This is a genomic window from Enterobacter sp. ENT03 (assembly GCF_019218745.1).
Classification (GTDB): Bacteria; Pseudomonadota; Gammaproteobacteria; order Enterobacterales; family Enterobacteriaceae; genus Enterobacter_D.
The window spans coordinates 362,232-381,539 of sequence record NZ_JAHUXA010000001.1; the positions used below are offsets into that span (position 1 = coordinate 362,232).

The 19,308-nt window shown below is 53.0% G+C and carries 18 protein-coding genes; 9 read left to right on the forward strand and 9 right to left on the reverse strand.

Translation table 11 applies throughout. The features are described from left to right. Nucleotides 1-92 precede the first annotated feature (92 nt). From KW828_RS01765 to KW828_RS01790, 6 genes are read left to right on the forward strand one after another with little or no spacing between them, the layout of a single operon-like run. On the forward strand, nucleotides 93-788 hold the full coding sequence (locus KW828_RS01765) for a fimbria/pilus periplasmic chaperone (protein ID WP_218334722.1): 696 nt from the start codon (nucleotides 93-95) through the stop codon (nucleotides 786-788). Next, nucleotides 789-3,335: a fimbrial biogenesis usher protein gene (locus KW828_RS01770; RefSeq protein WP_218334723.1), complete on the forward strand. Its 2,547-nt coding sequence runs from the start codon at nucleotides 789-791 to the stop codon at nucleotides 3,333-3,335. Continuing rightward, a complete protein-coding gene (locus tag KW828_RS01775; protein ID WP_218334724.1) occupies nucleotides 3,335-4,411 on the forward strand; it encodes a fimbrial protein in 1,077 nt (358 codons plus the stop codon). The genes KW828_RS01770 and KW828_RS01775 overlap by 1 nt, the downstream gene beginning before the upstream one ends. A gap of 16 nt (nucleotides 4,412-4,427) precedes the next feature. Then, the gene (locus tag KW828_RS01780) at nucleotides 4,428-4,982 is read left to right on the forward strand and encodes a fimbrial protein (RefSeq protein ID WP_218334725.1); all 555 of its coding nucleotides are present in this window, start codon (nucleotides 4,428-4,430) and stop codon (nucleotides 4,980-4,982) included. Nucleotides 4,983-4,986: 4 nt separating this feature from the next. After that, nucleotides 4,987-5,502 (forward strand): fimbrial protein, encoded by a 516-nt coding sequence (locus KW828_RS01785; RefSeq protein ID WP_218334726.1) that lies wholly within the window; start codon nucleotides 4,987-4,989, stop codon nucleotides 5,500-5,502. Next, nucleotides 5,499-6,212, forward strand: coding sequence for a molecular chaperone (locus KW828_RS01790; protein WP_218334727.1), 714 nt, complete (start codon nucleotides 5,499-5,501; stop codon nucleotides 6,210-6,212). Before KW828_RS01785 ends, KW828_RS01790 begins: the two co-directional genes overlap by 4 nt. A 37-nt stretch (nucleotides 6,213-6,249) precedes the next feature. On the opposite strand, the gene fabF is transcribed toward KW828_RS01790, so the two are convergent. The 8 genes from fabF to yceD form a co-directional block, all read right to left on the reverse strand. After that, nucleotides 6,250-7,491, reverse strand: a complete 1,242-nt coding sequence (gene fabF, locus KW828_RS01795) for a beta-ketoacyl-ACP synthase II (RefSeq protein ID WP_218334728.1) — start codon at nucleotides 7,489-7,491, stop codon at nucleotides 6,250-6,252. Nucleotides 7,492-7,579: 88 nt separating this feature from the next. Next, entirely contained in the window at nucleotides 7,580-7,816 is a 237-nt protein-coding gene (acpP, locus tag KW828_RS01800) for an acyl carrier protein (protein ID WP_072568162.1), read from the reverse strand. A gap of 178 nt (nucleotides 7,817-7,994) precedes the next feature. Continuing rightward, nucleotides 7,995-8,729: a 3-oxoacyl-ACP reductase FabG gene (gene fabG, locus KW828_RS01805; protein WP_088219643.1), complete on the reverse strand. Its 735-nt coding sequence runs from the start codon at nucleotides 8,727-8,729 to the stop codon at nucleotides 7,995-7,997. Nucleotides 8,730-8,747: 18 nt separating this feature from the next. Next, complete coding sequence (gene fabD, locus KW828_RS01810; RefSeq protein WP_218334729.1) at nucleotides 8,748-9,677, reverse strand: ACP S-malonyltransferase; 930 nt, start codon at nucleotides 9,675-9,677, stop codon at nucleotides 8,748-8,750. 17 nt (nucleotides 9,678-9,694) lie between these two features. Next, nucleotides 9,695-10,648 carry a beta-ketoacyl-ACP synthase III gene (locus KW828_RS01815; RefSeq protein WP_218334730.1) on the reverse strand — a complete coding sequence of 318 codons (954 nt, stop codon included), beginning with the start codon at nucleotides 10,646-10,648 and terminating at the stop codon, nucleotides 9,695-9,697. A gap of 6 nt (nucleotides 10,649-10,654) precedes the next feature. Beyond that, nucleotides 10,655-11,689 carry a phosphate acyltransferase PlsX gene (gene plsX / locus KW828_RS01820; RefSeq protein ID WP_218334731.1) on the reverse strand — a complete coding sequence of 345 codons (1,035 nt, stop codon included), beginning with the start codon at nucleotides 11,687-11,689 and terminating at the stop codon, nucleotides 10,655-10,657. Nucleotides 11,690-11,750: 61 nt separating this feature from the next. Then, nucleotides 11,751-11,924 carry a 50S ribosomal protein L32 gene (rpmF, locus tag KW828_RS01825; RefSeq protein ID WP_042392755.1) on the reverse strand — a complete coding sequence of 58 codons (174 nt, stop codon included), beginning with the start codon at nucleotides 11,922-11,924 and terminating at the stop codon, nucleotides 11,751-11,753. Between the two features lie 50 nt (nucleotides 11,925-11,974). Then, nucleotides 11,975-12,496: a 23S rRNA accumulation protein YceD gene (yceD, locus tag KW828_RS01830; protein ID WP_218334732.1), complete on the reverse strand. Its 522-nt coding sequence runs from the start codon at nucleotides 12,494-12,496 to the stop codon at nucleotides 11,975-11,977. A 143-nt stretch (nucleotides 12,497-12,639) separates the two neighbouring features. Here yceD and KW828_RS01835 point away from each other — a divergent pair, with 143 nt between their 5' ends. Next, entirely contained in the window at nucleotides 12,640-13,224 is a 585-nt protein-coding gene (locus KW828_RS01835; protein ID WP_218334733.1) for a nucleoside triphosphate pyrophosphatase, read from the forward strand. An 88-nt stretch (nucleotides 13,225-13,312) separates the two neighbouring features. After that, a complete protein-coding gene (locus KW828_RS01840) occupies nucleotides 13,313-14,464 on the forward strand; it encodes an alpha/beta fold hydrolase (RefSeq protein WP_218334734.1) in 1,152 nt (383 codons plus the stop codon). 20 nt (nucleotides 14,465-14,484) lie between these two features. Here KW828_RS01840 and rluC read toward each other — a convergent pair whose 3' ends face one another. Then, nucleotides 14,485-15,438, reverse strand: coding sequence for a 23S rRNA pseudouridine(955/2504/2580) synthase RluC (rluC, locus tag KW828_RS01845; protein WP_218334735.1), 954 nt, complete (start codon nucleotides 15,436-15,438; stop codon nucleotides 14,485-14,487). A 569-nt stretch (nucleotides 15,439-16,007) separates the two neighbouring features. Here rluC and rne point away from each other — a divergent pair. Then, a complete protein-coding gene (gene rne / locus KW828_RS01850; RefSeq protein WP_218334736.1) occupies nucleotides 16,008-19,262 on the forward strand; it encodes a ribonuclease E in 3,255 nt (1,084 codons plus the stop codon). Nucleotides 19,263-19,308 lie beyond the last annotated feature (46 nt).

Consider the following 19,308-nt stretch of genomic DNA (forward strand, 5'->3'; position numbering starts at 1 on the left):
CATCGATGAGCGACACCAATGCCATAGGTTCGGTGTCGCTCATTTTAATACCGGGTTAATTCCCCTCGTTATGTAAATGGATGATACATAATATGATTAATTCCCTGCGCTTATTTTTTACTGTTTTTATTTTTATTTTTCTGGCAAACGCACAGGGGGCCGAAACTCAAAATTCTGGAGGTATTGGGCTAAATAAATCACGAATTATCATCCAGCCCAATGAAAAACAGACAATGCTGGGCGTGCGCAATACCAGCAAGACACAACATTTTCTGGTTCAGTCGTTCGTGGAAACCTTTTCACGACAGAAAGTGAATGATTTGATTATTACGCCGCCGTTGTTCGTGATGAAACCGATGGATGAAAATACATTGCGTATTATCAATACCGGCGTAAAAATGCCAGACGATCGCGAGACGCTTTACTGGGTGAGTGTAAAAGCCATCCCTTCATCAGCCAGCGAAGAAAAAGGTAATTCGCTCAAAATTGCCATTCAGAACCGTATCCGTTTATTAGTACGCCCTGAGGGACTCACAATAAGCGTCAGTGAGGCGCCCGGCATGTTGCAGTTTCGCCGAACTGCCAACGAGTTAATTGTGAATAACCCCACGCCTTATTATCTCAGTCTGGTCAATTTTAAGGTAGGCAGTACCAGGCTCAATAGCGAAACCGTGGAACCCTTTAAAGAGATGCGCCTGCCTCTCCCCACACAGGCAAAAGGCGATGTCAGCGTACAAACCGTGAATGATTACGGCTCCTGGACCCCTGTGATTAAGCGAGCGCTATAAATGGTGAGCTACCGTTCGCGCCGCGGCCTGTCCGGTGCCTGTGGGCCTGTGCTTATCGTACTCTGCACAAGCTTTAGCGCTGTTGCAGAAAAGCTGCATTTTGACCCCGCATTTCTGTCCGACGATCCGTCCGCGGTCGCCGCGCTTGATCACTTTGAACAGGGGCTAACGCAGCCACCGGGGAAATATCATGTTGAGTTATGGCTTAACAACGAACGTATCGGCACTCAGGACATTCAGTTCGACAGTTATCATGACAATTTAGAGCCATGTTTGAGTGATGCTGAATTAAAAGCGCTGGGCGTAACGTTTCCGCCCGATGATCCCTTATCCGCCAGCACCTCATGCGTGCTACTGACGCAGCGAATCAAAGACGCGACTGCGAATTACGATACCCGCAGCCATGTGCTGAAAATCACTATCCCGCAAATATTGATGGCGCAAAATGCGCGCGGCTATATCGATCCGGCAGAGTGGGACGATGGCATCACCGCGCTGTTAGTGAATTACCAGTACAGCGGCAGCACCGGCAGCGGCGAGATGTCCGGCGATACTAATTTTCTCAACCTGCAAAGCGGGATCAACCTTGGCCCCTGGCGTTTACGCGATTACGCCACCTGGAGCAAACAAGACGGTGATGGCAGCTCAAACGGCAGTTTTCAGCACCTAAGCACCACGCTAACCCGAAGTATTGCTGCATTGCGCAGCGAACTGACGCTGGGCGATACCTGGACGCCCGGCGAACTGTTCGACAGCGTAGGTTTGCGCGGTGTGCAGCTCAAATCAGAAGACGGTATGTACCCGGACAGCCAGCAGGGATTTGCCCCCACGATCCATGGCACGGCCAAAAGTAACGCCCAGGTCAGCATCAAACAAAACGGCTATGTCATTTACCAGAGTTACGTTCCGCCTGGCGCGTTTGTGATTGACGATCTCTACCCGGCTTCATCCAGTGGCGATCTGGAAGTCACCATTAAAGAGTCGGATAACAGCGAAAGCAGTTACATCGTGCCTTACGCTGCCGTACCACTGTTGCAGCGTGAAGGACGGATTAACTACAGCCTGGCGGCGGGGAAATATCAGTCCAGCGGCAATCAGCAGGATGACCCCAACGTTGCCCAGGGACAGTTTTTTTGGGGTTTACCCTATAACACGACGCTGTACAGCGGTATGCAGTGGTCAGAAAATTACCGCTCCGGGGCGCTGGGTATCGGTCTGAACATGGGCGTTATCGGGGCGATTTCCATGGATGTGACCCATGCCGACAGTACGCTTGCCGATGATTCCCGACACAGCGGCAACTCTTATCGGTTTCTCTACTCCAAAACCGTGGAACAGACCAACACGCACGTTCAACTGGCGGGTTATCGCTACTCGACCCAGGGCTATTACACGCTACAGGACACAACGTGGAAGCGGATGTCGGGTGACAAAGTCTCCTATGACGAAGACGACGATCGCACTGTGCTCAATACCTGGAACCTGACCCAGAATAAGCGCTCACAATTTCAGCTTTCCGTTTCGCAGTCATTGGGTGACTGGGGTTCCCTGTTTGCCAGTGCGGATAATCAGGAATACTGGAACTCAGATGCCACCACCCGTAACCTTCAGGTTGGTTACAGCGGTACGTTACGCAAACTGAACTACAGCGTGACCTACAGCTATAACAAAGTGAGCGGCAGTAGCAACGACCGGGTCGCGTTTGTGAATCTTTCTCTCCCGCTCAGCGCTTTTCTCCCCTCGTCAGAGGACTATACCAGCGCCGCCAACCGCGCGTGGCTCAGTTACAGCAATAGTTCCGATAATGATGGCAACGTCAGCAACAGCATGTCGCTGTCGGGATCCGTACTGAAAGACAATAACCTGAGCTACAGCGTCCAGCAAAACGTCAATAATCAGAATCCAAATTACGGCGGCAACGCCAGCCTGAATTACCGGGGAGCAAAAGCACAAACCAATATGGCTTATAGCTACGATACTCACGGGAACCAGATCAGTTATGGGGTTCAGGGCAGCGCACTGCTCCACGCCAATGGCATCACGCTCAGTCAACAGCTTGGCGACACCAACGTGCTGATAAAAGCCCCTGGCGCTGAAGGCATTGCGCTGGAAAACGCCACCGGAATTAAAACCGATTCACGAGGTTACGCCGTGCTCCCCTGGGCCACCGCCTGGCGGCAAAATCGGATTGCACTGCGTACCACAGATATGAGCGATGATGTTGAAATTACACGCAATATTCAATATGTCGTTCCCACTAAGGGCGCAATTGTCCGCGCCGAATTTGACGCCAAAGTCGGTGCGCGCGCGCTGATTACGCTGATGCACAACGGCAAGCCTGTGCCTTTTGGTGCAACCGCCACCACGGCAGAAAATGATAATGCCAGCATCGTCGGCGATGAAGGGCAGGTGTTTATGAGCGGTCTTGCTGCACAAGGGACACTAAACGTCCGCTGGGGGAAAAACGCTAACCAGCAATGTCAGGCGAGTTATCAGCTTGCAGAAAATAACGCGCCATTACTACAGATACAGGCGGAGTGCCAGTGATGAACAAATCCTTAATAACATTTCTTAGCTGTATCTCACTGGGTATCGGCTTATGTATTAGCCATAATGCGCTGGCAGTAACCGGCTGGTGTGCCAGCGGCAGCAATACGGATAAACCCGGCGAAGGAACGCCTTACCAGTATATTTTCGAAATGGAAAAGACGGTGACGGATGTCACGCAAGTAGAACCTGGTGACACGCTACAACAGGGCTGGCACAAGAATCAAAATTACACTGCCTGGTGTGACAACACGCCTGGCGTAAAAAGCGTTACCTATTTTAAAGCTCAGGTGGGGCCTGGTATGGTGCAAGCCCCCGACAACCAAGGATTTTATTACATCCCACATACAGTGGAAACTTTATCGGTGCAAACTTATATGGATATTAACAGCAACGGCTCACTGAGAGTGCCATTTAACAATATCAATAACCATGCGCCCGATGATCACACCAAACCGGCAGCGAAGTGGGGTTCTGGTAAATCCGGGCATATCACCATACGGGTAGAAAAAGCGATTGCCTTATCCCGAATAGTCATCCCACCAACGATTATCGCTGAATTATGGGGATCGCATACGCTAGATTCTTACGGCACCTCCCCGCTAGTGCAAGTTGTCGTGTCAGGCAGCATCATGGTGCCGCAGGCCTGCATCATTAAGGCGGGTACGTCTGTAACCATGGAGCTGGGTGCATCGTGGGCCGGGGATTATTCTACGCTTGGGGAAAAACCCGCTGGTTATACCCCTGTCACCACTACCATTAAAGCCCACTGCGACAATACCCTGGCAACGGAGGAGCTAAATCTTGGCATGCATGCACCTGCTGCGGAAGGTGGCTTTGGCGCAATAAAAACCAATAAAGCGCACCTTGGTATTATGCTAACGGCACAATCACAACACAGTGTGGAAACACGATTTCGCAGTGATGACCCCTCTATTCGCGTTCCCTTTCATCTAGCAGAGAATAACGGCGAGGCCACAATTACCCTTCAGGCCTGGCCCGTCAAAACGACGTCAGACGACATAACCCCAGGAGATTATGTGGGTGTTGCAGTACTGGATATTTACATTCCATAACACAGAGGGCGTTGAGATGCGCAGTCATATTTACGGGTGGATATTCGGCCTGATGTTTATCCCCTACAGCCATGCAGAAACTCTTTCAGGCAGCATCGGTGTTCGTTTCTTCGGAACGATTCTGGCTCAGTCCTGCGATGTGAAAGAGAGTGACCGGGAGCAAACCATCTCGTTAGGTGATCATGACAGAAAATTATTTACCCACGCCGGTGCTGTTTCACCCGCGCAATCGTTGAATATCACCCTGATTAACTGTCAGGCAGAACGCTCCACCGATACGATTAACCTAAGCTTCACAGGGAATGCCGACCCTGATGACTCTCAGTTGCTGAAATTAACTGGCAATGATGATCAAGGTAATCCCCTGAGTGGCATCGCCAGCGGTATCGCGGTTGAATTACTGGATGAGCACGATAATCGTATCGCGTTAAACAGCGATATTCATGTCCCAATGCAGACAGGCGATACCCCCCTTCCCACCGTTAAACTTCGCTATCGCGCCACCCGAGTACCGGTCACGCCAGGGGAGGCAAACGCCATATTGTGGGTAAGGCTACGCTATGAGGAATAACCAAATGAAATACGTCCTTTGCGCGTTCTGGCTGTGGCTGCCATTCGGTTCTCAGGCTGTAGTGGAGGATCATATTGAAATCAGAGTGACAGGCAGGATCACCGACAGTATCTGTGAGGTTGAGCCTAAGGTAGAGCCTGTCGCAATGGGTACGCAAGTGGCACAAAACTTTCACGATGTAGGTAATGCCTCTGACCCGATCAATTTCACTATCCAGCTGAAAAACTGTGGCCAGGATGCGAAAGAAGTCAGAATCGCCTTTACCGGGACAAGTGCGAGCGATGCCTCCCTGCTGGCGCTGAATAGTGGCTCTGTCAGCCAACTGGCGATCCGTATTCTGGATAACAATAAAAATCCGATTGCGTTAAATGATCGTCAGGACGGCGGCCGAATTTATACCCTGAATCCACTAATTCCCACTCAGAACTTACAATTCTATGCCCAGTATGTCGCCCTCAGTGTCCCCGTCGATGCGGGTGAGGCCGACGCTACGGCTAATTTTTCACTGACCTGGCCATGAATATCGTTAACCTGAAATGTGCGCTGGCCGCCCTGATGCTCATTTCATTCAATGCTTACAGCGGCATCGTAATCGGCGGTACACGTTTTGTTTTTCCACAGGAGAGTGAAACACTGGTGGTTGCTCTGCGCAATACCGAGAAAAAGCCATTTCTGATGAAAAGCAAAATCGTCAATGACGAAGGACTGAGTACCACGGGTATCACTATTCCTGTCGAGGAACCGCAAAAGCCGCCCTTTGTTGCCACCCCGCCCGTCATCATTGTGAATGGAGAACAAGAACAGCAACTGAAGATTATCTATACCGGAGGGGCATTGCCTGTCGACCGGGAAAGTTTATTCTGGCTTTCCGTTTCCGCGATCCCGCCCTCTTCGCCGACGACGGATGATTCAGCCCACGTAAAAATTGCTGTCAATCAGCAAGTTAAACTACTCTGGCGTCCGGCGGGACTGCCGGAATTATCCGAGGCCGAACGTAAGCCGTTGCGCTGGCAGCGTCAGGGGAAACGGGTTACGGTCAGTAACGATACGCCCTGGTACGTCACCTTATCTTCATTGCGGGTCAACGGGAAAAATATAACGGGGGGAATGGTTCCACCCTATAACCAACGCAACATTGACTGGTGCCCGGCGAGTGGTCGCTGTGAAATTTCATGGCAGATGCTTGAGGATGATGGGCAACCACTGCAAATAATGCGCGTTGCCCTATAAATTGATGCCGGACATTGCTGCCCGGCATCATTTGTCACTAAACGCGTTTAAATATCAAAGAACCATTAGTGCCGCCGAAGCCGAATGAGTTACACAGCGTGTACTCGAGGCCGCTGACCTGACGTGCGGTATGCGGCACGAAGTCCAGATCGCAACCTTCATCCGGGTTGTCCAGGTTGATGGTCGGCGGAATAGCCTGATCGCGCAGCGCAAGGATGGAGTAAATAGACTCCACTGCCCCTGCGGCACCTAACAGGTGTCCGGTCATCGATTTGGTCGAGCTGACCATCACGGTACGAGCGGCATCACCAAAGATCGATTTAACGGCCTGAGTTTCTGCTTTATCGCCCGCTGGCGTCGAGGTGCCGTGCGCATTGACGTAACCGATTTTCGCCGGGTCAAGCTGCGCATCACGCAGGGCATTGGCCATAGCCATTGCCGCGCCTGCACCATCTTCCGGCGGTGAGGTCATGTGGTAAGCATCGCTGCTCATACCAAAGCCGACCAGTTCCGCGTAGATTTTCGCGCCGCGTTTTTTCGCGTGTTCGTACTCTTCCAGCACAATAATGCCTGCGCCGTCACCCAGCACAAAACCATCACGCTCTTTATCCCACGGGCGGCTAGCCGCTTGCGGGTTATCGTTACGCGTCGACAGAGCACGAGCTGCACCAAAACCACCCACGCCGAGCGGCGTACTGGCTTTCTCAGCACCACCAGCCAGCATCACGTCTGCATCGCCATAAGCAATGATACGCGCCGCATGACCAATGTTATGCACGCCAGACGTACAGGCCGTGGCAATAGAGATACTCGGGCCTTGCATACCAAGCATGATGGTCAGATGACCGGCCACCATGTTCACAATCGTAGACGGCACGAAGAACGGGCTGATTTTGCGTGGACCACCATTCACCAGGGAAGTGTGGTTCTCTTCGATTAAGCCAAGACCGCCAATACCAGAGCCAATCGCAGCACCAATGCGCCCTGCGTTCTCCGGAGTGACTTCCAGCCCAGAATCCTGCATGGCCTGCCAGCCTGCAACAATTCCATATTGAATGAAGGCATCCATCTTGCGCTGTTCTTTGCGCGAGATAATGTCTTCACAGTTAAAATCCTTTACTAAGCCAGCAAATTTCGTTGCATAGGCGCTAGTATCGAAATGGTCGATCAGGCTGATGCCACTCTGACCGGCAAGGAGAGATTTCCAGTTGGACTCTACGGTATTGCCGACAGGAGACAACATGCCGAGTCCGGTCACAACTACACGACGCTTAGACACGCTTGTCCTCCAGGGAGGGAAAAAAAGATTCTGTGGGACTAAAAAAGATAAAACTCAGGCGGTCGAATGACCGCCTGGAGATGTTCACTTACGCCTGGTGACCGTTGATGTAATCAATGGCAGCCTGAACAGTAGTGATTTTCTCAGCTTCTTCGTCCGGAATCTCAGTATCAAACTCTTCTTCCAAAGCCATTACCAGCTCAACGGTGTCAAGAGAATCTGCGCCCAGGTCATCAACAAAAGATGCATTGTTGGTCACTTCTTCCTGCTTAACGCCCAGCTGCTCGCCGATAATTTTCTTAACGCGTTCTTCGATAGTGCTCATACTCTTAAATTTCCTATCAAAACTCGCTTTCGCGATGGTTTTCGTAGTGTATAAAATGTTGAAAAATTTGCAACTAAATCCCGGCAGGTCTTACCACGATTTTACGCTATTTTGAGGCCTTTTGCCCTGATAACGCAAATAAAATTATTCCCTAAATGTGCTTTAGGAAATAACGTGGTTAAACCATATACATCCCGCCGTTGACGTGCAAAGTTTCACCCGTGATGTAACTCGCCTCGTCTGAAGCTAAAAATGCAACCGCATTGGCGATTTCCTGAGCGCCACCGAGGCGACCCGCAGGAACCTGCGCCAGAATACCCGCACGCTGATCGTCAGACAGCGCACGCGTCATGTCCGTTTCAATAAAGCCCGGAGCAACAACGTTTACCGTAATACCGCGTGATGCGATTTCGCGCGCCAGCGATTTACTAAAGCCGATCAACCCTGCTTTCGCCGCAGCGTAGTTAGCCTGACCGGCATTTCCCATGGTACCGACCACAGAACCGATAGTGATAATCCGCCCATGACGTTTTTTCATCATAGCGCGCATTACCGCTTTTGACAGACGGAAAACGGATGAAAGATTAGTTTCAAGAATATCAATCCATTCATCGTCTTTCATGCGCATTAATAAGTTGTCACGCGTGATCCCGGCATTATTGACCAGGATGTCCACTTCGCCAAACTCAGCGCGAATATTTTCCAGTACAGATTCAATAGATGCCGGATCGGTCACGTTTAACATCAGACCTTTGCCGTTCGCACCTAAATAATCACTGATCGCCTGGGCACCGCTCTCGCTGGTTGCTGTACCGACAACTTTTGCACCGCGAGCGACCAGCGTTTCAGCGATTGCGCGGCCAATGCCACGGCTCGCACCGGTAACCAGTGCAACTTTTCCTTCAAAACTCATGGTTTTGGATTTCCTCTGTTATTGCTCAAGCGCCGCTGACATTGCCGCCGGCTCGTTAATGGCCGACGCTGTCAGGGTGTCAACAATACGTTTGGTCAGCCCGGTCAATACTTTGCCCGGACCTACTTCATACAAGTGCTCAACGCCCTGCGCGGCCATGAATTCCACACTCTTCGTCCATTGTACTGGACTGTAAAGCTGACGCACCAGAGCGTCGCGGATAGCTGCAGGAGTCGTTTCACATTTCACATCCACGTTGTTCACAACCGGAACTGACGGGGCGTTAAAGGTGATTTTTTCAAGCTCTGCCGCCAGTTTCTCTGCGGCAGGCTTCATCAGCGCGCAGTGAGACGGCACGCTGACTGGCAACGGCAGTGCGCGTTTTGCACCCGCTGCTTTACAGGCAGCGCCTGCACGTTCAACCGCTTCTTTATGACCGGCGATCACCACCTGGCCCGGCGAGTTGAAGTTAACCGGCGATACCACCTGACCTTCGGCGGATTCTTCGCAGGCTTTGGCAATAGCAGCATCGTCAAGACCAATAATAGCCGACATGCCACCCGTGCCCGCAGGCACGGCTTCCTGCATAAATTTACCGCGCAGTTCCACGAGGCGAACAGCATCAGCGAAATCCAAAACCCCGGCACAGACCAGTGCGGAGTACTCACCAAGGCTGTGACCCGCCATCATTGCAGGGGTTTTACCGCCTGCCTGCTGCCAAACGCGCCACAGTGCGACGGAGGCGGTCAACAGCGCCGGCTGCGTCTGCCAGGTTTTATTCAGCTCTTCTGCCGGCCCCTGTTGAGCCAGCGCCCACAGGTCGTAACCCAGCACCGCAGAAGCCTCGCGGAAAGTTTCTTCAATCACCGGATAGTCAGCAGCCAGTTCAGCAAGCATGCCAACGGTCTGAGAGCCCTGCCCCGGGAACACAAATGCAAATTGCGTCATGTTTTTATCCTTAAATTTTAGAAACGAACCAGTGCGGAACCCCAGGTGAACCCGCCACCAAAGGCCTCAAGCAGGACCAGCTGCCCCGGCTTAATACGTCCGTCACGGACGGCTTCGTCGAAGGCGCACGGTACGGAGGCCGCAGAGGTATTGCCATGGCGATCCAGCGTCACAACAACGTTATCCATCGACATACCCAGCTTTTTAGCGGTCGCGCTGATAATACGCAGGTTAGCCTGATGCGGCACTAGCCAGTCGAGTTCGCTGCGGTCGAGGTTATTCGCCGCCAGGGTTTCTTCAACGATGTGCGCCAGTTCAGTAACAGCCACTTTAAAGACTTCGTTACCGGCCATGGTCAGATAAGTCGGATTTTCGGGCGTGACACGATCCAGGTTCGGCAGCGTCAGTAACTCACCATAGCTACCGTCAGCGTGCAGATGCGTGGAGATAATACCTGGCTCTTCAGAGGCACCGAGAAGTACAGCGCCCGCGCCATCGCCAAAGATAATGATAGTGCCGCGATCGGCAGGATCGCAGGTACGCGCCAGCACGTCAGAGCCGATCACCAGCGCATATTTTACCGCGCCAGATTTCACATATTGATCGGCAATGCTCAGGGCATAGGTGAAACCGGCACAGGCCGCGCCCACGTCAAACGCCGGGCAGCCTTTAATGTCGAGCATGCTCTGCACCTGGCAGGCTGCGCTCGGAAACGCGTGCGTGGCGGAGGTGGTTGCCACGATGATCAGGCCGATTTCGTTTTTATCAATACCTGACATTTCGAGCGCGCGTTTTGCCGCCGCGAAACCCATAGTAGAAACAGTTTCATCAGGCCCAGCAATGCGGCGTTCACGGATACCTGTACGCGTGACAATCCACTCGTCAGACGTATCCACCATTTTTTCCAGGTCGGCGTTGGTTCGCACGCGTTCAGGCAGATAACTGCCGGTACCAATAATCTTCGTATGCATGTACGCTCAGTCTTTTTCCGGTAATACAGATTCCAGGCGAGCGGCAATCCGCGAGGGGACTTGTCGCTGCACCGCCTGCACTGCCTGTTCAATCGCGACTGTAAACGCTCGCTGATTGGCAGCACCATGACTCTTAATCACCGTGCCGCGCAATCCTAACAGACACGCGCCATTATACTGGTCGGGGTTGAGGTGACTGAATCGCCTGCTCAGGCTTTTTTGTAACCAACGCTTTAATAAAATCAGCCACCACGACCTTTTTTTCCCTTCGCCCTGCGATTTCAGCAGCGAAAGGAACATTCTGACCACACCTTCCATTGTCTTTAATGTGACGTTTCCCGTAAAACCGTCACAAACCAGCACATCCGTTTTGCCGGTAAGTAATTCGTTAGCTTCAAGATAGCCAATATAGTTAATCGACGGGATAGATTTTAACAACGCTGAGGCATCGCGAATGCTGTCGAGACCTTTTGTCTCTTCTTCACCGATATTCAGCAATGCTACTCGGGGGTGCGGAATACCGAGGACCTCTTCCGCCATCACCGATCCCATCAGCGCGAACTGCATCAGCATTTTGCTGTCACAATCCACGTTGGCCCCTAAATCCAGCACGACAGTTTTACCCTTTTGCTGATGCGGTAACACCGTCATGAGTGCCGGACGCTCAATGCCCTCTATCGGCTTAAGCAACAGTTTAGCCAGTCCCATCAACGCACCGGTGTTACCTGCACTTACGCAGGCCTCAGCGCGTCCTTCTTTCACCAGCTCCAGCGCGATGCGCATGGAACTACCACGGCTATTGCGTATCGCCTGCGAGGCGCGCGCATCACTGGCAATAACTGACTGCGCAGGAATAATCTGCAGACGCGAACGTTGTTCGAAATCAGCTTTGGCAAGTAATGGCGTGATTGCGTCGGGATCGCCGACTAAAAGAAGAGTGAGTTGTGAATTAGAATTCAGTGCCTGCAATGCTGCAGGCACTGTCACGGTAGGGCCAAAATCGCCCCCCATGACATCTAACGCCAGGGTTAGACGTGTCAAGGCGGTATATCCCCGCTTACACGGGGAAATCCTCACTAAGCTCAATCACGCAGAAGCGTGATTACTTAGTGATTACCTTGCGACCACGGTAGAAACCGTCAGCGGTCATGTGGTGACGCAGGTGAGACTCACCAGAAGTTTTGTCTACAGACAGGCTGGTGACTGCGGTCAGCGCGTCATGGGAACGACGCATGCCACGTTTGGAACGGGTTGGTTTATTTTGTTGTACGGCCATGGACCTTACTCCTCAATTACGGTTATCCACGTAAGAACAGGCAGAACCTGTTACTTGCGCTTTAAGCTGGCTAATACGGCAAATGGGTTTGGCTTTTGCGCTTCATCAGGCAATTCACCAAACACCATGTCCGCCTCGGACACTTCACAGTGTTCAGAATCATGCACCGGAACCACTGGCAAGGTGAGGATGATTTCATCTTCCACCAGCGCCAGCAGATCGATTTCACCAAATTCGTTGACCTGAATTGGTTCGTACGCTTCCGGGAGTGCTTCGGCCTGTTCGTCTTTGACGATCGGGCTAAAACAATACTGTGTGTAGACTTGATAGGGAAAAGTTTCTCCGCAACGCTGGCATTCGAGCGTTACCGAAACCTTCGCATCGCCAGTTAAAACGGCCAGGCGCTGGTTATCGATAGCAAACGACATGGAGCATTCCACATCACTGTCCACACTAACTACGGATTCGGCGATACGCTCTGCCTGATCGCGAGTATAGATTCCCTCGTAATCAAGGCGTTTTTGAGCCGTACGGACCGGATCAAGAGTCAGGGGTAATTTTACCTTTTGCATAGGGCGCGCATATTAACTTTGTAATGTCATAGAGTCAAAGAAAAAGGCAGCCTGAGGTTGCCTTTTGCCAATTATTCGCACACATTGCGGCCTCTAGTTTAAAATGCCTGACATGGTTACGCTATATAAAAGGTGGAAAAAATATGCCAAATCTCGTACTCGCTTCCACTTCGCCTTATCGTCGCGCCCTGCTGGAGAAAATCGGCATGCCGTTTGAGTGTGCGGCTCCTGGTGTTGACGAAACACCAAACGCGGGCGAAACGCCGCGTCATCTGGTGTTGCGCCTGGCGCAAGCGAAAGCCCAATCCCTTGCTGAGCGCTACCCGGCGCATCTTATTATCGGTTCCGATCAGGTCTGCGTACTGGATGGTGAAATTACCGGCAAACCGCTGACCGAAGAAAATGCCTTTAATCAGTTGATGAAAGCGCGTGGCAATGTCGTGACATTTTACACGGGCCTCGCGCTTTATAATTCCGCGACCGGTCACCTGCAAACCGAATGCGAGCCGTTTGATGTGCATTTCCGTCATCTGAGTGAGCAGGAGATCAGCGACTACTTGCGTAAAGAGCACCCGCTCAATTGCGCCGGAAGCTTCAAAAGCGAAGGCCTGGGCATCACGCTTTTTGATCGACTTGAAGGGCGCGATCCGAATACGTTGGTAGGTCTGCCGTTGATTGCGCTCTGCCAAATGCTGCGTCGTGAAAACAGCAATCCATTATTATATTAATGCCTTAACGATCACAGTTTGATCCCTGGTTTACTCTAAAATTCATCACCTGCAATTTTAAAACGATGTTTTATTTTAAAGGTGGGTGATGAATAACACGGCTAACACATTTTTGGCACTGATGTTATGTGCTACCAGCTTTCCCGTAATGGCGGCAGATAATCCGACGCATGGCATTATTGAAGGTAATCTGCCCGCCAATGTTGCTCAACTGAAAGCGCAGATGACCTACCCGGATGCATGGCTGTCTGGTCACTTCAGTGATTTCCCTCGCTGGCAAAGCCATGCCCGCCAACTATTGCGCAGCGCGCTGCTGACCCCTGATTCACATAAAGCTTTTGAACCGCAAACGCTCTCCGAACAGGATCGCGGCAGCTACATTGCCCGCAAAATTGCCCTCAATATTACTGATGACAACCGGATCAATGCGCTGATGCTGGTCCCCAAATCAGCAGGGCCTCATCCGGCAGTGGTTGTTCTGCACGATCACGGTTCAAAATTTGATATTGGCAAAGAAAAGGTGATCCGTCCGTGGGGTGATGCCGCAACGCTCGCCAGCGCACAAGCCTGGTCTGATAAGTTTTTTAGTGGACGTTTTCCTGGCGATGAACTGGCTACACGTGGTTACGTGGTCATTGCTATCGACAGCACAGGCTGGGGCGAACGTGGTCCAATGGTCTACGAACAGCAACAGGCGCTGGCGAGCAATTATTTCAACCTGGGGCGCTCGCTGGCAGGTGAAATGGCCTATGAAGATATGCGCACCGTCGATTTCCTGACCACGCTGGATAACGTCGATCGTCAGCGCATTGGCGTACTAGGATTTTCGATGGGCGGTTTTCGCGCCTGGCAACTGGCCGCGCTTTCCGAAAACGTCGCAGCCACTGCGGTAATTTCGTGGTTCGGTACCTACGATGGCCTGATGCAGCCCGGCAACAACGTACTGCGCGGTCAATCCGCCTTTTACATGCTTCACCCCGGTATGCCAGCCCACCTCGACATTCCCGATATTGCCAGTATCGCTGCACCCAGGCCGATGCTGATTTTCAGCGGCGGTAAAGATAAGTTATTTCCACCGCAGGCGGTGGAAGATGCCTTCGCCAAAGCCCGTAAAGTCTGGGCTTCACAAAACGCTGATGACAAATTGATCACGAAGAGCTGGCCTGCGCTGGGGCATGTTTTTTATCAGCAGCAGCAGGACGAGGTTTATCCGTGGCTCGATAAATGGCTTACGCCCTGAGCCCCTCGTCCCGTCGGGTATTACTTCGCGTTACGTAATAGCTGCAGGCAGCGCTTAAGCTGATCGTCCAGCGGCGCTTCGATACGGATCACCTCACCCGTATTGGGATGGGTAAATTTCAGCGCTGCAGCGTGCAGGAACAGACGGTTCAGACCGGTACCGGCAAGCTGGCGATCGAAATCGCGATCGCCATACCGATCATCAAAGGCGATAGGATGCCCGGCATATTGCGTATGAACGCGGATCTGATGCGTACGTCCGGTCACCGGGCTGCAGCGCACCAGCGAGGCGTGCTCAAATCGCTCTTCCACTTTGAAGCGCGTCTCAGAGGGTTTGCCCTCCTGATTGACACGTACAATACGTTCGCCGCTCTGCAGAATATTTTTCAATAGCGGCGCCTGCACCACTTTCACATGCGACTGCCACTGACCGCGCACCAGCGCCAGATAATCCTTCTGCATGCCCTTCTCGCGCAACTGCTCATGCAGCGAGCGCAGCGCCGAGCGTTTTTTGGCCACCAGCAGTACGCCGGACGTGTCGCGGTCAAGGCGGTGCACCAGCTCCAGGAAGCGGGCTTCCGGGCGCAGCGCGCGCAAACCTTCGATCACGCCAAAGCTCAGACCGCTTCCGCCGTGTACGGCAGTACCGGACGGTTTATTCAGCACCAGAATATGGTCATCCTCATAAAGAATGGCCTCCGTCAGCGCCGCCACTTTTTGCAGATGGGGCGATACAGCCTCTTCGTCACGTTCAGCAACGCGCACTGGTGGGATGCGGATTTCATCGCCATCCTCCAGTTTGTATTCCGGCTTCACGCGTTTTTTATTCACCCGCACTTCACCTTTACGCAGAATGCGGTAAATCATGCTCTTCGGCACCCCTTTCAACTGGGTACGCAAAAAGTTATCGATTCGTTGCCCGGCTTCGTCAGCCGAAATAGCAACCATTTTTACGGCTGGAGTCTCTGTTTTCATGGTTGGCGATTCTAAATATCCACGCCGAATAGCGCCACTCATTTTTATATGCTTATATTTATGATTACCCGGTAGGGTTTACGCATCGTTATGCTTTTTGATGGCTTTTAGAACAATCGCGAAGCAGCGGTGAAAAAACTGTGAGTAACCGGGTGATAAATGGTAAAAGTCATCTTGCTATAACAGGGTTAGCAAGGAATAATGTTTACGCTTTCCGTGTTCAAGCTTGTTATAACAATGAATTTTACGGAATCACCAATTTTGTCCGTTCGTTCATCAACGCAGCAATGGCGTAAGACGTATTGATCGTTCAGGCAGTTAGCGGGCTGCGGGTTGCAGTCCTTACCGGTAGACGGAATCTTCTCTGGAGAGTTTTCCCAGGCTGTTCCCCGAATAATTGCGCTGTTTTTCCGTATGAAATACAGGCAACCGACACTCTGCGCCTCTTAAGCGTGCGACAACCGTGAGGTTGGCGACGTGAACAGACACGAGGCCATCGGTTCACACCCGGAAAGGCGATACTCTGCCCGTAGCTTAGTCGTCAATGTAAGAATAATGAGTAAGTTACGATGAAAAGAATGTTAATCAACGCAACTCAGCAAGAAGAGTTGCGTGTCGCCCTTGTTGATGGGCAGCGTCTGTACGACCTGGATATTGAAAGTCCTGGACATGAACAGAAAAAAGCGAACATCTACAAAGGCAAAATCACCCGCATTGAACCGAGCCTGGAAGCCGCATTCGTAGACTACGGTGCTGAACGCCATGGCTTTTTACCTCTCAAAGAGATTGCCCGCGAATACTTCCCTTCTAATTACAATTCCCATGGTCGTCCGAACATCAAAGATGTGCTGCGCGAAGGCCAGGAAGTCATTGTACAGATCGACAAAGAAGAGCGCGGCAACAAAGGTGCGGCATTAACCACCTTTATCAGTCTTGCCGGGAGCTACCTGGTCCTGATGCCGAACAACCCGCGCGCGGGAGGCATCTCTCGTCGCATTGAAGGCGATGATCGTACCGAATTAAAAGAAGCGCTGGCCAGTCTTGAACTGCCGGACGGCATGGGTCTGATTGTTCGCACCGCGGGTGTGGGTAAATCAGCCGAAGCGCTGCAATGGGATCTCAGCTTCCGAATGAAGCACTGGGAAGCCATCCAGAAAGCCGCTGAAAGCCGCCCTGCCCCGTTCCTGATCCATCAGGAAAGCAACGTGATTGTGCGCGCCTTCCGCGATTACCTGCGTCAGGACATCGGTGAAATCCTCATCGATAACCCGAAAGTGATGGAGATGGCGCGTCAGCACATTTCTGCGCTGGGTCGCCCTGATTTCAGCAGCAAAATCAAACTGTACACCGGTGAAATCCCGCTGTTCAGCCATTACCAGATCGAATCGCAGATTGAATCCGCATTCCAGCGTGAAGTACGTCTACCGTCCGGTGGCTCTATTGTTATCGATTCCACCGAAGCATTGACCGCCATCGACATCAACTCCGCGCGTGCAACCCGCGGCGGCGACATTGAAGAAACCGCGTTCAACACTAACCTTGAAGCGGCCGATGAAATTGCCCGCCAGCTGCGTCTGCGTGACCTCGGCGGCCTGATCGTTATCGACTTCATCGACATGACGCCAGTTCGCCACCAGCGCGCGGTAGAAAACCGTCTGCGTGAAGCGGTGCGTCAGGATCGTGCGCGTATTCAGATCAGCCATATTTCGCGCTTCGGCCTGCTGGAGATGTCCCGTCAGCGTCTGAGCCCGTCGCTGGGTGAATCCAGCCATCACGTCTGCCCGCGCTGTAGCGGTACGGGGACCATTCGTGATAACGAATCCCTGTCGCTCTCTATTTTGCGTCTGATTGAAGAAGAAGCGCTGAAAGAGAATACCCAGGAAGTTCACGCTATCGTTCCGGTGCCGATTGCCTCTTATCTGCTGAACGAAAAACGTGCAGCGGTAAGCGCCATTGAAGCGCGTCAGGGCGGCATTAAATGCGTGATCGTGCCCAACGATCAGATGCAAACTCCGCACTACTCCGTGCTGCGCGTGCGTAAAGGTGAAGAAACCTCCACGCTGAGCTACAAGCTGCCGAAACTGCACGAAGAAGCGATGGCGATGCCGTCTGAAGAAGAGTACGCCGAGCGCAAGCAGCCGGAACAACCGGCACTGGCCACCTTCGCAATGCCGGAAATTCCGCCAGCGCCAGAAGCCGCGCCTGCTGCCGCAGCACCAGCTGATAAGCCTGCGGTAACGCCGACGTCTGAAACCGCTGCACCGGGTCTGTTCAGCCGCATTGTCGGCGCACTGAAAAAACTGTTTGCTGATGACGAGCCGGCTAAGCCCGCGGAAGTTAAAGACGAAGCAGACGTAAAAGACGTGAAGCAGGATCGTTCACAGGATCGTCGTAAACCACGTCAGAACAATCGTCGTGACCGTAACGATCGTAACGACCGCCGTGACAATCGCGATAATCGCGATCGCAACGAGGGTAACGACAACCGCGAAGGTCGCGAGAACCGTGACAACCGTGATAATCGTGAAGGCCGCGAAGACAACCGTCGTAACCGTCGCGAGAAGCAGCCGCAGAACTCGGAAGCGCGTGAAAATCGCCAGCCGGTTGCCGCGGTTGACGATGCGGATAAATCCAAATCCCGTGACGAACAGCAGCAGTCCCGCCGCGAGCGTAACCGTCGTCGTAACGACGATAAGCGCCAGTCGCAGCAGGAAGTCAAAGTGCTTAACGGCGACGAGCCGCTGCCGCAAGCACAGCCTGAGCAGGATGTTGAGCAGGAAGAACGCGTACAGACGCTGCCGCGCCGCAAACAGCGTCAGCTGAGCCAGAAAGTTCGCTATGGTGAAACTGCTCCGGTAGTAACCGAAGCCGCAACGGATGCCCCGGTTCAGGACGCACCTGTGGCCCGCATCGAGATCGCGAAAGTGGATCTGCCGGCGGTAACGGAACAGAGTGCCGAGCAGGAAGAAACGACTGAATCACGTGATAATGCGGGTATGCCGCGTCGCTCACGTCGTTCACCGCGTCACCTGCGCGTTAGCGGTCAGCGCCGTCGTCGTTACCGTGACGAGCGCTACCCGACCCAGTCACCGATGCCGATGACCGTGGCCTGCGCCTCGCCAGAAATGGCGTCCGGTAAAGTGTGGATCCGTTATCCGGTGGCGCAGAGCGTTGAGCCAGTGCAGGAAGAGGCCATCGTCGATAACGCGCCGGTTGAGGTAATTGCAGAGCAGATCGAGCAAACCGTATTACCGGTTGCCACTGCTGACCAACAGCCGGAAGCGGTACAGGAAACGACCCCTGCTGAGCCGCAGGTTGTCGAGCCGCAGACCCCGGTCAGCGCGCCAGAGCCTGTTGCTGTGGAAACCACCCATCCGGAAGCGATTGCCGCCCCGGTTGAAGCCCAGCCGCAGCTGATTGACAATGCCGATGAACCTGTCGCGCAGGAAATCATTGCTGCCGCTGAGCCGGTTGCTGACACGGAAAGCACCAACGTGGAAGACGTTGCCGCGCCAGTCGCTCAGCCAGTAGAAGCAGAAGACGTGAAAGCGGAGCCGGTTGCACCTGTTGTTGCCGCGCCGGAAGCGGTGACGCCAGCGGCGGCCCCTGCCCCTGCGGTTGAGCCGGTAATCGCTCATGCGGCTACGCATGCTGTCAGCGCGCCGATGACCCGCGCACCAGCGCCGGAATACACCCCGGAAGCACCGCGTCACAGCGACTGGGTTCGCCCGACGTTTGAGTTCAGCGGTAAAGGTGCCGCAGGTGGTCACAGTGCAACGCATCACGCGACGGCACCGGCTACCCGCCCGCAGCAGCCTGAGTAAATCTCAGCCTGTGTAAAAAAGCCGACCTCAGGGTCGGCTTTTTTTA

Bases quoted from the DNA above. Each gene is read 5' to 3' on its own strand.
- KW828_RS01765 (WP_218334722.1), top strand. From the start codon at position 93: ATGATTAATTCCCTGCGCTTATTTTTTACTGTTTTTATTTTTATTTTT.
- KW828_RS01770 (WP_218334723.1), top strand. From the start codon at position 789: ATGGTGAGCTACCGTTCGCGCCGCGGCCTGTCCGGTGCCTGTGGGCCT.
- KW828_RS01775 (WP_218334724.1), top strand. From the start codon at position 3,335: ATGAACAAATCCTTAATAACATTTCTTAGCTGTATCTCACTGGGTATC.
- KW828_RS01780 (WP_218334725.1), top strand. From the start codon at position 4,428: ATGCGCAGTCATATTTACGGGTGGATATTCGGCCTGATGTTTATCCCC.
- KW828_RS01785 (WP_218334726.1), top strand. From the start codon at position 4,987: ATGAAATACGTCCTTTGCGCGTTCTGGCTGTGGCTGCCATTCGGTTCT.
- KW828_RS01790 (WP_218334727.1), top strand. From the start codon at position 5,499: ATGAATATCGTTAACCTGAAATGTGCGCTGGCCGCCCTGATGCTCATT.
- acpP (WP_072568162.1), bottom strand. From the start codon at position 7,816: ATGAGCACTATCGAAGAACGCGTTAAGAAAATTATCGGCGAGCAGCTG.
- fabG (WP_088219643.1), bottom strand. From the start codon at position 8,729: ATGAGTTTTGAAGGAAAAGTTGCACTGGTTACCGGTGCGAGCCGTGGC.
- fabD (WP_218334729.1), bottom strand. From the start codon at position 9,677: ATGACGCAATTTGCATTTGTGTTCCCGGGGCAGGGCTCTCAGACCGTT.
- KW828_RS01815 (WP_218334730.1), bottom strand. From the start codon at position 10,648: ATGCATACGAAGATTATTGGTACCGGCAGTTATCTGCCTGAACGCGTG.
- rpmF (WP_042392755.1), bottom strand. From the start codon at position 11,924: ATGGCCGTACAACAAAATAAACCAACCCGTTCCAAACGTGGCATGCGT.
- yceD (WP_218334732.1), bottom strand. From the start codon at position 12,496: ATGCAAAAGGTAAAATTACCCCTGACTCTTGATCCGGTCCGTACGGCT.
- KW828_RS01835 (WP_218334733.1), top strand. From the start codon at position 12,640: ATGCCAAATCTCGTACTCGCTTCCACTTCGCCTTATCGTCGCGCCCTG.
- KW828_RS01840 (WP_218334734.1), top strand. From the start codon at position 13,313: ATGAATAACACGGCTAACACATTTTTGGCACTGATGTTATGTGCTACC.
- rluC (WP_218334735.1), bottom strand. From the start codon at position 15,438: ATGAAAACAGAGACTCCAGCCGTAAAAATGGTTGCTATTTCGGCTGAC.
- rne (WP_218334736.1), top strand. From the start codon at position 16,008: ATGAAAAGAATGTTAATCAACGCAACTCAGCAAGAAGAGTTGCGTGTC.